14 protein-coding genes are annotated in these 14,332 nt (G+C 55.6%); 6 read left to right on the forward strand and 8 right to left on the reverse strand.

Annotated features, from left to right (window positions below; genetic code table 11):
• Nucleotides 1-86: 86 nt before the first annotated feature.
• Nucleotides 87-1,130, forward strand: a complete 1,044-nt coding sequence (locus tag VJ369_RS09585) for an LLM class flavin-dependent oxidoreductase (RefSeq protein ID WP_324091849.1) — start codon at nt 87-89, stop codon at nt 1,128-1,130.
• Between the two features lie 95 nt (nt 1,131-1,225).
• Here the strand turns inward: VJ369_RS09585 and VJ369_RS09590 are convergent, their stop codons facing one another.
• Nucleotides 1,226-2,848, reverse strand: a complete 1,623-nt coding sequence (locus VJ369_RS09590) for a solute symporter family protein (RefSeq protein ID WP_324091850.1) — start codon at nt 2,846-2,848, stop codon at nt 1,226-1,228.
• A complete protein-coding gene (locus VJ369_RS09595; protein WP_105678678.1) occupies nt 2,848-3,192 on the reverse strand; it encodes a DUF485 domain-containing protein in 345 nt (114 codons plus the stop codon). Before VJ369_RS09595 ends, VJ369_RS09590 begins: the two co-directional genes overlap by 1 nt.
• A gap of 199 nt (nt 3,193-3,391) precedes the next feature.
• Between VJ369_RS09595 and VJ369_RS09600 the strand changes: the two genes are divergently transcribed.
• The 5 genes from VJ369_RS09600 (at nt 3,392) to VJ369_RS09620 (ending at nt 8,293) form a co-directional block, all read left to right on the forward strand.
• A complete protein-coding gene (locus tag VJ369_RS09600; RefSeq protein ID WP_324091851.1) occupies nt 3,392-4,579 on the forward strand; it encodes a sensor histidine kinase in 1,188 nt (395 codons plus the stop codon).
• Nucleotides 4,580-4,599: 20 nt separating this feature from the next.
• Nucleotides 4,600-5,316, forward strand: a complete 717-nt coding sequence (locus VJ369_RS09605) for a LytR/AlgR family response regulator transcription factor (RefSeq protein ID WP_096256749.1) — start codon at nt 4,600-4,602, stop codon at nt 5,314-5,316.
• Entirely contained in the window at nt 5,313-5,684 is a 372-nt protein-coding gene (locus tag VJ369_RS09610; RefSeq protein ID WP_324091852.1) for a hypothetical protein, read from the forward strand. Before VJ369_RS09605 ends, VJ369_RS09610 begins: the two co-directional genes overlap by 4 nt.
• A complete protein-coding gene (locus VJ369_RS09615; RefSeq protein WP_324091853.1) occupies nt 5,681-7,150 on the forward strand; it encodes a cation acetate symporter in 1,470 nt (489 codons plus the stop codon). The genes VJ369_RS09610 and VJ369_RS09615 overlap by 4 nt, the downstream gene beginning before the upstream one ends.
• Nucleotides 7,151-7,798: 648 nt before the next feature.
• The gene (locus tag VJ369_RS09620) at nt 7,799-8,293 is read left to right on the forward strand and encodes a hypothetical protein (protein ID WP_324091854.1); all 495 of its coding nucleotides are present in this window, start codon (nt 7,799-7,801) and stop codon (nt 8,291-8,293) included.
• Nucleotides 8,294-8,297: 4 nt separating this feature from the next.
• On the opposite strand, the gene VJ369_RS09625 is transcribed toward VJ369_RS09620, so the two are convergent.
• The 6 genes from VJ369_RS09625 to rpsB all read right to left on the reverse strand — a co-directional run bounded on the left by VJ369_RS09625 (nt 8,298) and on the right by rpsB (nt 13,928).
• Nucleotides 8,298-8,870, reverse strand: a complete 573-nt coding sequence (locus VJ369_RS09625) for a DivIVA domain-containing protein (RefSeq protein ID WP_414652640.1) — start codon at nt 8,868-8,870, stop codon at nt 8,298-8,300.
• A gap of 143 nt (nt 8,871-9,013) precedes the next feature.
• Nucleotides 9,014-10,531: a phosphatidate cytidylyltransferase gene (locus VJ369_RS09630; RefSeq protein WP_324091855.1), complete on the reverse strand. Its 1,518-nt coding sequence runs from the start codon at nt 10,529-10,531 to the stop codon at nt 9,014-9,016.
• On the reverse strand, nt 10,531-11,088 hold the full coding sequence (frr, locus tag VJ369_RS09635; protein WP_096256744.1) for a ribosome recycling factor: 558 nt from the start codon (nt 11,086-11,088) through the stop codon (nt 10,531-10,533). Before frr ends, VJ369_RS09630 begins: the two co-directional genes overlap by 1 nt.
• A 114-nt stretch (nt 11,089-11,202) precedes the next feature.
• A complete protein-coding gene (gene pyrH / locus VJ369_RS09640; RefSeq protein ID WP_105678687.1) occupies nt 11,203-11,925 on the reverse strand; it encodes a UMP kinase in 723 nt (240 codons plus the stop codon).
• Between the two features lie 169 nt (nt 11,926-12,094).
• Entirely contained in the window at nt 12,095-12,931 is an 837-nt protein-coding gene (gene tsf, locus VJ369_RS09645; protein WP_324091856.1) for a translation elongation factor Ts, read from the reverse strand.
• Between the two features lie 142 nt (nt 12,932-13,073).
• Nucleotides 13,074-13,928 (reverse strand): 30S ribosomal protein S2, encoded by an 855-nt coding sequence (gene rpsB / locus VJ369_RS09650; RefSeq protein ID WP_324091857.1) that lies wholly within the window; start codon nt 13,926-13,928, stop codon nt 13,074-13,076.
• Between the last annotated feature and the right edge of the window lie 404 nt (nt 13,929-14,332).

Below are 14,332 nucleotides of genomic sequence, written 5' to 3' on the forward strand. Positions count from 1 at the left end.
CCGCTCTGTACAGTGTGGTGTTACTCGTAGACTCAAGAGCCTCAATCTAATGACCTCTTCGGCAAGTAATTAAGGACGACACACTTATGGAAATCGGCACTTACAGTTTCGGTGATACCCAACGAAACGCTGACGGATCATTAGGTTCAACAGCCCAGGCCATCACCAACCTTTTCGAAGCGATCAAGATGGCTGACCAAAGCGGACTGGATTACTTCGGCATTGGTGAGCACCACACCACGACAATGCCAGCCTCTTCTCCTGGAGCACTGATCAGCGCCGCGGCGGCGGCAACTAAGCAGATCATCTTGGGAAGTGCAGCCAGTATTATCAGTACCGATGACCCGGTGCGCGTATACCAACAGTTCGCCACGGCAGATATCATCTCCGGTGGCGGACGAGTGGAAATTACCGCCGGACGCGGTTCTTCGGTCGAGACCTTTCCGCTCTTTGGATATGACCTCCAAGAGTATGACGAGCTCTACGCGCAGAAGCTTGATCTGCTCATGAACATCAACAATTCACCGAATGAACATGTCACGTGGTCTGGCAGTAAACGCCCCGCGTTGACCGACCTCGCAGTGGTACCTCGCCCTGTCCAAGGGAAGCTACCCATTTGGCTAGCCACCGGTGGAAACGCGGCGTCTTCTGCTCGTGCCGGTCAATTAGCGCTCCCCATCTCCTACGGAATTATCGGTGGGGCTCCTCACCGGTTTGCACCGCTCGCTGAGCTCTACCGCAAGTCTGGTGCCGCGGCCGGACGCAATGCACAAGACCTGAAGATTTCCGTCGCTGCCCTGGGACTTGTCGCACCCACAAAACAAGAAGCTCTAGATCGTTTCTACCCGGGTTGGTACAACTTGAACGTGGAAATGGGCAGACTACGGGGCTGGCCAGCGCCGGATAAACGAGCCTATGATGCCCAGGCTGAATCCCCGGGGGCCTACTATGTCGGGTCCCCCGATGAGGTAGCCGAACGTATCGTGCATTTGCACAGCTACCTCGGACATATGCGCCACTTCTTGCAGACCGACATTGGTGGCTTACCGCAAGAACACCTCTTAGAATCCATCACCTTGCTGGCCACCGAGGTTAAACCACGGGTTCAATGGTTGTTGGCTCAAAAGTAATTTTTCTCCACAGCACAAAGCGGTGGCCGGGACCGGTCTTGACGACAGTCCCGGCCACCGCCGGTTGATTACTTGCAAATGAGATTCTTGATCGTCTAGTGATCAACCGCCTTCTCGGCACCCACACCGGTCAGCGAACGAACTTCCATTTCTGCCTGCTTGGTGATGTCTTCGGTACCTGGATCGGTAATCGAACCCAACCAGCCAAGGATGAAGGCCAATGGGATGGACACAATGCCGGGGTTAGCCAGCGGGAAGATCGAGATATCAATGCCTGGGACCATCGCGGTAGCCGATCCGGAGAATACCGGGGAGAAGATGATCAGCAAGATTGCCGAACCCAAACCGCCGTACATGGACCAGACTGCGCCGCGGGTCTTGAAGCCACTCCAGAACAGCGAGTACAGAATCGTTGGCAAGTTGGCAGATGCTGCGACAGCGAAGGCCAGCGCAACCAAGAAAGCAACGTTCTGTCCCTGAGCGCCGATACCACCGGCGATAGCGAAGATACCGATCACAATCACCGTGCGGCGGGCGACCTTCATTTCCTTTTCAGGGGTCGTCTTGTCCTTGGCGATTACCGAGGCGTAAACGTCATGGGCGAAGGATGCTGCCGCGGTAATCGTCAGGCCAGCGACCACCGCAAGGATGGTTGCGAATGCGACTGCCGAAATTAGACCCAGTAGCAGCGTGCCACCCAGTTCATAAGCCAGCAACGGTGCAGCTGAATTCACGCCGCCTGGAGCGGCCTTGATCTTGTCTGGGCCAATCAACGCACCGGCACCGAAACCAAGAACCAGGGTGAACAGGTAGAAGGCACCAATCAGCCAAATCGCCCAAACTACCGACTTTCGGGCTTCCTTCGCGGTGGGAACCGTGTAGAAGCGCATCAGTACGTGTGGCAGACCAGCGGTACCAAGGACCAGAGCCAGCGCCAGCGAGATGAAGTCAAGCTTGGACGTTTCGGACTTGCCGTATTGCATTCCTGGATTCAGAATTTCTGGATTACCAGCAACTTCGGCTGCCTTGCCCAGCAGAGCTGAGAAATTGAAGTCGAACATTGCCAAGGTCCAGATGGTCATAACCAAAGCACCTGCGATCAACAGGCAGGCCTTGATGATCTGTACCCAGGTAGTGCCCTTCATACCGCCAATCAATACATACATGATCATCAGTGCACCGACGATGACGATGACCAAGGACTGGCCAAGCTTCTCGTCGATACCCAGCAGCAGCGAGACCAGCGCACCGGCGCCGGCCATCTGTGCTAGCAGGTAGAACACACAAACTGCAAGAGTGGAGATTGCCGCTGCAATGCGTACCGGACGCTGCTTGAGGCGGAAGGAAAGCACATCGGCCATGGTGAACTTGCCGGTGTTGCGCAGTAGTTCAGCGACCAGCAGCAGTGCGACAAGCCAGGCGACGAGGAAGCCAATGGAGTAAAGGAATCCGTCGTAACCGTTGATCGCGATCGCGCCGACAATACCCAGGAAGGAAGCTGCCGAGAGGTAGTCACCGGCGATGGCGGTACCGTTTTGGGTCCCGGTGAAGGAACGGCCACCGGCATAATAATCCGCCGCGGTCTTGTTGTTCTTACTTGCCTTGAGCACGATCACCAGGGTGATGCCCACAAAGGCTGCGAAAATCGCAATGTTAACTATCGGGTTACCCACTTGGGTAGCCTCGGCCGCTTGGGCCAGGATCAGCGAAGAATTCATTAGTTCACGCCCTCTTTTTCAAGGCGCTTACGAATCTTCGTTGCCTTGGGATCAAGCTTTTTATTGGAGAACTGCACGTACAAAGCGGTAATGACGAAGGTCGAGACAAACTGCAACAGGCCAAGAAGGATACCTAAGTTGACGTTGCCGAAAACCTTGATGGACATGAAGTCATGGAAGTAGTCGGCTAGCAGGACATAGGCGAAGTACCAGACGAGAAAGAAGATTGCCATGGGGAAAACGAAGCTGCGGTGAGTCTTGCGCAGTTCCTGGAATTCTTCCGAATTCCTTTCCGCCACAAAATCAATGTCCTCTGAGACATCGGGTTGCGGTTCAGCACTCATTGGTGCCCTCCTTGAGCGAGTTGCAAAATTAGTGATGATGCACATGTGTGCGTTGTGACTAAGTTCACTATTGGCTATTTATGTTCAGCTCACTAGGGGTTGCGTAACGTACGTGGCCTAACGGGTAAATTCTTGCGCCCAACGGCAGGTTGCCTAACGACGAACGGTTAGCGGTATTGGGTGGCTTTAGGATGGGCATATGTCTTCCGCGCTGCAGATCACCCTCATCGTCACTATCGTGATTGTTGGCATCGCCATTGTTGGCTACCTGGGTTTTAAGATTTCCCGATCAACTAAGGATCTGGGCACCTACGCCGAAGAGGCTACTTTCCAGGCCCTGCACCATATGTCGGTAGCGGTGCCGCACCTAGGACGCGGTCTCACCGAAGAAGGATCCGCAAAAAGTGCCAAGGCGTTGCGAAAACTTCTGGGCTGCTCAGCATTTGTGATTAGTGATTCCCAGCAGATCCTCGCTACCGACTCGGCAATTGACTTTACGCCCGGGCTTGAAGAGCGCGCGCAGGCTATCGGCTTCTCCGCAATAACTAGTCAGAAAACGCAAGTTCACCGCACCCCCGGCTTTGATCTTGTGGCCGCGCCGATATTGGCCGGCGGACAAGCGGTAGGCACCGTCACTGCGTTGTCCGAACGCGCCGGAGCAAGCTTCGTGCGCGCCGTATCGGAGGTAGCCGTTTTTGTTTCTGCCCAGGTCACCACCGCAGAACTCGATGAGTCAAAAGCGAAGCTGCTCGAGGCACAGATGCGCGCCCTCCGTGCGCAGATCTCCCCCCACTTCATCTACAACTCGCTGAATGCAATCGCCTCATTTATCAACACCGATCCGGCCAGGGCACGCGAGCTAGTGATTGAATTTGCCGACTTCACCCGGTATTCGTTCCGCCGGCGTGGTGAATTCACTACGTTGGCCGAGGAGCTGGAGGCAATAGACCGGTATCTACTATTGGAAAAGGCACGTTTTGGGGACCGCATCAAGGTCTCCTTGCAAATCGCTCCCGAAGTACTTACCACCCAGATTCCTTTCCTCTGCCTCCAGCCATTAGTGGAAAATGCCGTCCACCACGGATTGGAGGCACGCCCCGATGGCGGGAGAATCTCGATTACCGCCACCGAGGACGGACTACACGCGGTGATCAGTGTGGAAGACGACGGGGCGGGCATGGATCCCGAGCAGCTAGCCTCTGTTTTGGCGGGAACTACCGTCAATATGCATGTGGGCCTGCGTAACGTGGATGTCAGGTTACGTCAGCTCTATGGCAACGCCAATGGTCTGATTATCGATACGGCGCCGGACGAGGGAACGCTGATCACCATGAGAATACCGAAGTTCCGTCCCCCGCAGACCTTAGAACCGGACGTAATGCCCTAAGCAACGGTAGAGTTTTAGGCATGATTAATGTGGTCGTTGCCGATGATGAACTTCCAGCGGTAGAAGAAATTTCTTTCCTGCTCGGACAAGACTCGCGAATCGGAAAAATCCACCGAGCAACTTCCGGCGCCGCGGCACTCAAAGCCTTAGAAGAAAACGATGTAGATGCCCTGTTCTTGGACATCCACATGCCAGCACTGTCCGGACTGGATATTGCCAGAGTTATCTCCCGATTCACTCATCCGCCATTGATCGTATTTGTCACCGCAGACGAAGACCAAGCCTTAGAGGCCTTCGAGCTGGCGGCTATCGACTACGTGCTGAAACCCATCCGTCCGCAGCGACTTGCCGAATCGGTCCGCCGCATCTGCGAATTGGTTGAGGACGAACCGGCAAAGCCGGAAATGATCACCGTTGATCAAGGTGGCATCACCAAGCTCATACCGCGTGACGAAATCGGTTTTGTTCAGGCTCAAGGTGATTACGCCCGGCTGCACACCCGCGAGTCCAGCTATCTGATTCGTGTACCGCTCAACGATCTGGAACAGCAGTGGGCAGAGTCAGGTTACGTGCGTATTCACCGCTCTTATTTGGTTTCCATGGACAAGATCGAGACGGTGCGGTTGCAAACCGGTAAGGCTGCGGTAGTGGTCAACGGCGTTGAACTGCCGATTTCGCGCCGTGCGTTGCCCTACCTTCGCGAACGCTTGGCTGCAAACCGGGTTCGCCCATTGTGAGCGAACCATTAGGTCGCTTTGCCCAGCAACGTCCGCAACGCGTGCGGGTACAGGCTCCGCAGGATGCAAGCCTAAACATCCCCGCTACGCGGCCTGAGCAGAGTGCCGAAAACTTTTATGTACGTCAGCTAATCCGTTCCCAGCTGCGGCTCGCGGTGGCCGTAGCTGCTGGGTTGCTGATCATGCTGGTGGGAATCTCCGCGATCTTGGCTTTTTGGCCGGTGGTCTCGCAGATCATGCTCTTTAATATTCCACTGCCTTGGTGGATTTTGGGTGTAGGTATTTACCCTTTGATCATCATTGCCGGCATGCTTTATAACCGGACAGCAGCACGTAACGAACGACGCTACCGGAGTATCTCTCGATGACTAACCTGTTTTCCGTGCTGGCTCTGGTTCTTGTCAGCTTGACCACCATGCTGATCGCCTTCTATGGGCTTCGGCTATCTCGCACCACCAGTGACTTTTATGTTGCATCGCGAACCGTGCGTCCTTGGTGGAATGCGTCTGCCATCGGTGGTGAGTACCTCTCGGCCGCCTCTTTTCTGGGCGTCGCCGGGCTCATTGTGCTCAGCGGGCAATCGGGGCTGTGGTTCCCGATTGGCTACACGGCCGGATATTTGATGCTCTTGTTATTTGTTGCGGCTCCGTTGCGCCGGTCGCAGGCTTATACGATTCCGGACTTCGCCCAGATCCGCTTCGAAGACTCGATCATGCTACGCAAAATCACCACCTACCTGGTGGTGATCATCTGTTGGTTATATATCGTCCCGCAAATGCATGGGGCGGCGTTGACTTTATCCATTGCCACCGGACTACCTGGCTGGATTGGACCTCTTATTGTCGCCGCGGTGGTGTGTCTGACGGTGGTATCCGGTGGCATGCGTTCGGTGACGTTCGTGCAGGCATTCCAATACTGGTTCAAACTTGCCGCCTTGGTGATCCCCACACTTTTTGTACTCTTCCAAGTCTTGCCCGAGTATTCGGTCCCTGAGCGAGCCGCGGCAGTTGCCGGGCAATTGGAATCGATCAGTTCAATGAGCCTGTATGAAACCATCTCGATCATTCTCGCTCTGCTCTTTGGCACACTAGGACTACCGCACGTTCTGGTGCGCTTTTACACGAACCCGACGGGACACGCCGCACGCACCACCACGGCGATTGTGCTCTGTCTGCTCTCGGTTTTTTACCTGTTGCCGACCACCTTGGGCGTGTTGGGAATTCTCTACACCAAAGATCTTTCGGCATCTAACGCGGATGCCACCATCTTGCTCTTACCGCAAAGTGTCTTTGACGGGATCCTTGCAGATCTGTTGACCGCGGTAGTAGTCGGCGGCGCGTTTGCCGCGTTCTTATCCACCACCTCCGGGTTGGCAGTCTCTTTGGCCGGAGCACTTTCACAGGAGTTCTTTAATGGCACCGTGCGCGGTTTTAGGATCTCCACGGTACTTGCCACCGCAATTCCGGTCGTCGTTGCCCTGCTAACCAGCTCGTTGGCACTAGCCGGTGCTATTGGCAATGTCTTCGCGTTTACGGCGTCAACGATCTGCCCTCTACTACTGCTGGGCATCTGGTGGCGTTCGCTTACTGCACGCGGTGCCATTGCCGGCATGCTGGCTGGAGCTGCGAGCTGCGGGCTCGCTCTGCTCGGTTCAAGCATGATGCCCAACAACGACTCGTTCTGGGTGTTGATGCTCCGCCAGCCGGCTGCGTGGAGCGTCCCGCTGGCCTTTGTAGTGATGATCTTGGTATCCAAAAGGTCCATACGCAAGATTCCCACGAACGTCGACCGCGTCATGGCCTTACTGCACGTGCCAGAACGCAGCTACAAGTAGGCATCGTTCCGCCCCTAGTGCTTAAGGACGATTTACTGATTTCACTGAGGCTGTTAGCCTCAAATGATCAGTTCATCTAATGAAAGTTTGCGTAATCCACATGCCGAAGTTGAGATGTAAGAATTTATTTTGAGCATTGCTCACGTCTCGGCTGACAGAGGGAGGATGAAGATGTACGTTTGTATCGGAATTTTTTTGATGATCACCGTTGCCTTTGCGAGCCCCTATATTTGGGACTCCACCGCTGATCCTTCGCTGTATATATCCATCACGAACTCAGTTGCTTCGGTACTGTTCGTTGGAACTGGGTGGCTCGTTGACCGGCGGATACAGCGGAGCAAGGCAAAACTCGAAGCGGACGAGATTTAGGGGCACACTACGACCCCGTTTTGAGGGCTATCTATCAGCACATCCAATTCATAGGGATCCTCAACTCAAGCCTGAAATTCTACCGACTCTTTGGGAGGAGCACTTATGCCCGCAGCCCATCCGGTCAATAACCCTTCATGGACTCCGCCCCAACTGATCCACACATTCAGCGGCCATTTGTTCACCGGAACACTGAAACTGCTGGTTGTTGCGCTGCTTTTGTGAGTATCCACCCTATTCAGTGACTACGTGACCGTCAGCTTGGGCGCAAGCATAGGTGTGCTCGTTGCGACTCTGCTCCTAGGAGAACTTCTCGCTGTCGGCATTGAACGACCCTTTGTGATTCGAGGAAGACTCAATGAACCTGGCGGCTGGGGTTATAGCGTAATGCCATTGATCGCCTATCTTCTGACCGGCACCGTATTTGCCTTCATCGCATGGGGCAATTCAGTCGCCGCAATGGTGTTTGGAATTATCCATGCGGCGGTGAACATGGGTTTATTCTTCTTGCTGAAGCCCTGGCAGGCAGGTGAAACTCAGCAAGAGACCGACGCGAAGTTTGCCGAGTTCAAAGCCATGACTAAGGAGCACTTCGCAGAGGACATCGTGGAAGTCAGAGCACGAGTTGGGGAACGAACTAAAAACTCCTACTTCGCTTCAGAAGATAAAAACGGAACCATAGAAAATCTGAAGACCAAGACTAAACGCTTAGACAACATCGCGACCGCTAGGGAAAATCTGTTCCCTAGCGGTCGCGACGGATTTAGTGCGTGAAAATTTAGTCTATTGAGGCCATCAGCTCGACCACACGGTCCAGGAAGGCATCCACCTGCGACTCCTCATAACCTTCTGTACCCACTGCAGAACGGAACTCCACACGGCGTACGGAGTCGACTGCCATAGGCACGTCACGCTCGAAGTAATCGATGAGCTGATCGCATAGGCGGTCAACGTCCTCGATGTTGTAGCTCGCTGCGTTAGTTCGGGACGGGCGGCGGAAACGCTCCCCCTTAGAACGGTGCAAACGTCCGCGTAGGATCGCTGCGAGGCGGCCCACTTGCTGCAGCCACACCTCTTCACCCTGATGGGCAATCAGGTCATCACGCTCGCGTTTAGCAAAGACGTCTTCGAGACGGTCCAATGCGCCATCAACTTCACGGGCCTGATAGCCACCCTTTTGCGGGGCAAAGGTAGTACGACGGATGAGGTGGCTAGTGACCACGGCATCATCGTTTCCGCCGCCGTTGAAGGTGGCACGCGCCCGGCTCAGAAACGCATCAACCTGCTTAACGTTGTAGCCGAAGTCCTTTTCCGGGACCCGGGAGAACGGAGCATCTTGTTGCTGCGACACGACTATTCCTTAGTTCTAGACGAAAAGTCATCAGGCGTACCGCGATAATGCGGCACCCTTCAATCTTATGTGTTGTGTAATATTTTGGTGCCATAGGCACACCGAATGGTGCAGATCCGTGTGCGGGTCCACACCACTCGGGTTTAGAAGACTGCGACGCTCCACTCCAAGAAGTGCGAGACAAGGTAGGCCAACGGTATAGCGAAGAGCAGCGAATCGAGTCGATCCATGATGCCACCGTGTCCCGGCAACAGGTTACTCATATCCTTGATCCCTAGCTCACGCTTAACCATTGACTCCGCGAAGTCGCCAGTTGTCGCTGCGATGGTGGTGAAACAGGCGAGAATGACACCAGACCACCAAGGCATGTCCAGCCAGTAGTTCGCGGCCAGCGCGCCTATGACCATGGAACCAACCATGGATCCGGCAAACCCCTCCCATGACTTCTTGGGAGAAATCTTTGGAGCCATGGGGTGTTTACCGAAGAGCACACCTACCGCGTAGCCAAAGGTGTCGTTGCTGACCACAAGCAACAAAATCGTGGTGATCAGAAGGTTTCCGTTATCCCCGCGCATCACCAGCAAGGCGAAACTGAGTAGTAATGGCACCCAACTGATAATGAAGACACTGCTCATCACCGAGGCCACAGCGCCCTTGAGCCCATCCAAAATTCGGAAGACCAACGCAAGAACCAAGCTGCCTAAGTAGGCAAAGCTCAAGGCATCTAGTCCCCCGAGGATCGCGCTTACTGGAAGGAGCACCGACGCCAGATATAGCGGGAACTGCTGCACCTCGGTTTTCGCGTAAGTTGTCGCACGAGCGACTTCCCACGAACCGATGCCTGCCAAAACCACGATGAGTGCGACCAGCAGCGCAGGCACCCAAAAGAGTCCCACCATGGCCAGGCCGAGCATGCCTAAGCCTACGCCGATGGCAGCTGGCAGGTTACGTCCAGCCCGCGATTTCTTCGGCGGTCCGCCGATGAGCAATTCGGCTGGAATCTCGGCTTCTTCTGGTTCTGCCTGACCAGTTTCGGCTAAGTCTTTGCTCTCCGAGTGTGGCGGCTCCGGTATAGCTTCTGCCGGAGAGTTTGAAGTCTGAGTTTTTTCAACGGACCGTTCGGTGTCCGGTACCGGGACAAGTAGCTGTGCTTTCGCCTCGGCCTTTCCCTTTGCCTTTGATTTGGCCGCATCGCTTGCCGGCTTTGGAGCCTGAACCGGCTGCGGCTTTGCTACCGGCGTTACTGGCTGCTGCGTCTTTTGTTCCGGCTTGGATGTACCTGGCGTATCAACCGGTGCCTTCACGTTATCCGGACGGATCACCGGGACCGGCTTTGGTTCGGCGTGATCTTTCGGCTTAGGCTTTTCCGCTACCGGGATCTTCACCTTGGCTTCTGCCTGAGGTTCGATACTTTTTGGGGTCGCCTCAGGAGTTTGAGGCGGCACAGTCTCGGAGGTGCTCGGCGATGAAGCCTGCGGCTTCACGCTCTCGGCCTTATCCCCCGACAATGCACGCTTAAGTTTCGAGGTGCGGGAATTTCCGCGTTCGGCGGCTTCGCGCTGTGCGCGGGCTTCGCGCCGAGTCATGGGCTGGTTTTCGCCGGATGCCACTGAGGGCACCGCCGAAGCGTTGCCCTCAGTGTTGTCTGTCGAGCCTGGCATTAGACTTCCAGCAGCTCTGCTTCTTTTTTCTTCAGAATCTCATCGACCGAATCAACGTGTGACTTGGTCAGTGCGTCGAGTTCCTTTTCAGCGCGGCTACCGTCATCTTCGCCAATTTCGCCATCCTTGACGAACTTGTCGATGCTGTCCTTGGCCTTGCGACGGTGGCTGCGCACCGCAACCTTGGCGTCCTCACCCTTGGAGCGAGCCAGCTTGACGTATTCTTTACGGCGTTCCTCGGTCAGTACCGGAAGCGTCACGCGAATCATCTTGCCATCGCTCGATGGGTTAGCACCGACCTCTGGGTCACCCAAGGCCTTTTCGATAGCTCGCATTGCGGAGATATCAAATGGGCTGATGGTGATGGTGCGTGCTTCAGGCACAGCGAAGGATGCCAACTGCATGAGTGGGGTTGGGGAACCGTAGTAGTCCACCATGACCTTGGAATACATGCCTGGGTGGGCGCGACCGGTACGGATCGTCGCGAAGTCCTCCTTGGCGGCTTCAATGGTGCGGTCCATCTTTTCGGCGGCTTCCGCCAACGTTTCGTCAATCACCGGTACTCCTCAGTACTTTTACCTTGTGTTCTACGTTCCCAGACCTCCGCAGTACGGGCGATCTTAGTAGCGCAGAACAACTACATCTAATTCAATCCTATGTCACGAACACCCTTATGGGGTGACGGTGGTGCCAATACGCTCGCCGCGAATGGCACTGGCCACATTTCCTTCGCCTTCCATGCCGAAGACCAGCATGTTCAAGGCATTGTCCTGGCACATGGTCATGGCGGTCTGGTCCATCACGCGGATGTCGCGCTGCAGCGCCTCGGAGTAGGTCAGTGTGTCCAGCTTCTTGGCGCTTGGATCCTTCTTCGGGTCCGCGGTGTAGACACCATCTACGCCGCTCTTGGCCATCAGCACCTCGTCAGCGTCAACTTCGAGGGCACGCTGAGCGGCCACGGTATCGGTGGAGAAATATGGCAGGCCGGCGCCGGCGCCGAAGATAACCACGCGGTCTTTTTCCATGTGGCGGATGGCACGACGTGGAATGTAGTTCTCCGCTACCTGAGCCATGGCAATGGCGGACTGGACACGGGTTTCGACTCCGCACTGTTCCAAGAAGTCCTGCAGCGCCAGGCAGTTCATGACGGTGCCAAGCATGCCCATGTAGTCCGCGCGGGAGCGATCCATACCAGCGGCTGACAGCTCGGCGCCACGGAAGAAGTTTCCGCCGCCTACTACGATGGCTACTTCTACTTCGCCAACGGTCGCTGCAATCTGTTCTGCAATGCCGCGCACAGTGGTCGGGTCAACACCGACGTTACCTCCGCCGAAGACCTCTCCGGAAAGCTTTAGCAGGACGCGGCGTCGTTTAGTCTCTGGACTGGTTGGCATGGAATCTATCTCCTGGGGGTTGAGAATTCTATTTCCGGATCTCAAAACTATCTTGCCATCCGGGCTCAAGAAAAGGGAGGGAGTCACCGAGTATGCTCGGTGGCTCACCTCCCTTGACTTGGTTAGCCGCCGGTCAACGGCGGCTGTCGCTTACTGTGTGGCTGAACCCTTAGGCACCAACACGGAAACGTGCGAAGGCAACTGGCTTGGTGCCAGCTTCTTCGAAGACCTTGGCTACGGACTTCTTTGCGTCCTTAGCGAATGCCTGGTCAACCAATACGATTTCCTTGAAGAAGCCGGTCAAACGGCCTTCAACGATCTTGGTCAGGGCAGCTTCTGGCTTGCCCTCTGCGCGTGCGGTCTCATCAGCGATGCGACGCTCGTCTGCAACCTTGTCCGCAGGAACTTCTTCACGGGACAGGTAGATTGGCGACATTGCTGCGGTGTGTACTGCAACGTCGTGTGCAACGGTTGCTGCAGCTTCGCTGTCAGCGTCAACAGCCATCAGAACGCCAACCTGTGCTGGCAGGTCCTTGCTGGTCTTGTGCAGGTAAGCTGCAACCTTTGCACCCTCAATGCGGGCGACACGGCGAACAACGATCTTCTCGCCGAGGATTGCGCCCTCTTCGATAACGATCTCAGAAACAGGCTTGCCGTCAAGCTCGTGGGCCAGCAGTGCTTCGGCATCTGCCGCACCGGAAGCCACAGCGGCATCCAGAACCTTATTTGCCAGCTCGATGAACTTCTCGTTCTTGGCGACGAAGTCGGTCTCGCAGTTGATCTCGACCATGACACCAACGGTGCCATCGACCTTAGCGGCAACGAGGCCTTCTGCGGTCGAACGGCCTTCGCGCTTGGTAGCGCCCTTCAGACCCTTGACGCGGATGATCTCGATGGCCTTCTCGGCATTGCCGTCAGCCTCGTCGAGAGCCTTCTTCACGTCCATCATGCCTGCGCCGGTACGTTCGCGCAGAGCCTTGATATCAGCAGCGGTGTAGTTTGCCACGTGCATCCCCGTTCACTAGGAGGTTTCAAGTTTATGTCGCTCGTGGGACGGGTCGGATAACCAACCCGTCCCACGAGACTTTTTGAGTATCCTTCCACCCACGCTAGCGCGCGGAAGCAAACTCTAAGAGATAGTCAGATGACTACTTGGCTTCTGGAGCCTCTTCAGCAGCAGCCTCGGCTGGTGCTTCGGTTGCAGCTTCGGCAGGAGCCTCAGTCTTTGCCTTGGCCTTTTCGCCTTCGAGAAGCTCGCGCTCCCACTCAGCCATTGGCTCTGCAGCACCCTCGGTCTTGCCAGTTGCCTTGTTGTTCTTGGCGATGAGGCCTTCAGCAACAGCGTCTGCAACAACGCGGGTCAACAGGTTGACGGAGCGGATTGCGTCGTCGTTGCCTGGGATTGGGTAGGTTACTTCGTCTGGATCGCAGTTGGTGTCCAAGATGGCAACAACTGGGATGCCCAGCTTGCGAGCTTCGTCGATAGCCAAGTGTTCCTTCTTGGTGTCAACGATCCAGATAGCCGAAGGGGTGCGGGTCAGGTTGCGGATACCACCGAGGTTGTTCTGCAGCTTGGTCAGCTCGCGCTTGAGCAGCAGAAGTTCCTTCTTGGTGTGGCCCGAACCGGCAACGTCCTCGAAGTTGATCTCTTCCAGTTCTTTCATGCGCTGAACGCGCTTGGAGACGGTCTGGAAGTTGGTCAGCATACCGCCGAGCCAACGCTGGTTCACGTAAGGCTGGCCAACGCGGTTAGCCTGCTCGGCGATCGATTCCTGAGCCTGCTTCTTGGTACCGACGAACAGTACGGTGCCACCGTGGGCAACGGTCTGCTTGACGAACTCGTAAGCGCGGTCGATGAACGACAGCGACTGCTGCAGGTCAATGATGTAGATGCCGTTGCGCTCGGTGAAAATGAAGCGCTTCATCTTTGGGTTCCAACGACGGGTCTGGTGGCCGAAGTGGACGCCGCTGTCTAGCAGCTCTCGCATGGTTACGACTGGCATGTCGCAACTCCTCTCAGCAGTGGCGGACCGGACGCGTGCGCGTCCGCGGTAACTGCTCTTAGTTGTTTGGGTTGTACGCAGATCTTCATTTTGAATATCCGCCCTAGTGCGCGATCCTGGCTGCTTAACAGCCTGCCTACGTCCACCGATTCTCTCGGACCACTGGAACGTATGACCACTTCCTCAAAGAAGAAGTGGAACCTCGCACGCGAAGTCAATCTCTTGGGAGGAGAACCAATTTTGGACACACCTCTGACAAGAAACTGCAGTTTCAAGTGTACTACACCGTCTTCACGCCAGAGACCGTGATCCATGGTGATCTAGCGCCTAAAACTAGACCACCGAAGTTACCCACAGCTTGCGGTCAATCCCCAAAATTCCGTGCCCGGTTGCCACAGGCTGAA

The organism is Glutamicibacter sp. (assembly GCF_035257265.1).
In the GTDB taxonomy this organism is placed as follows: Bacteria; Actinomycetota; Actinomycetes; order Actinomycetales; family Micrococcaceae; genus Glutamicibacter.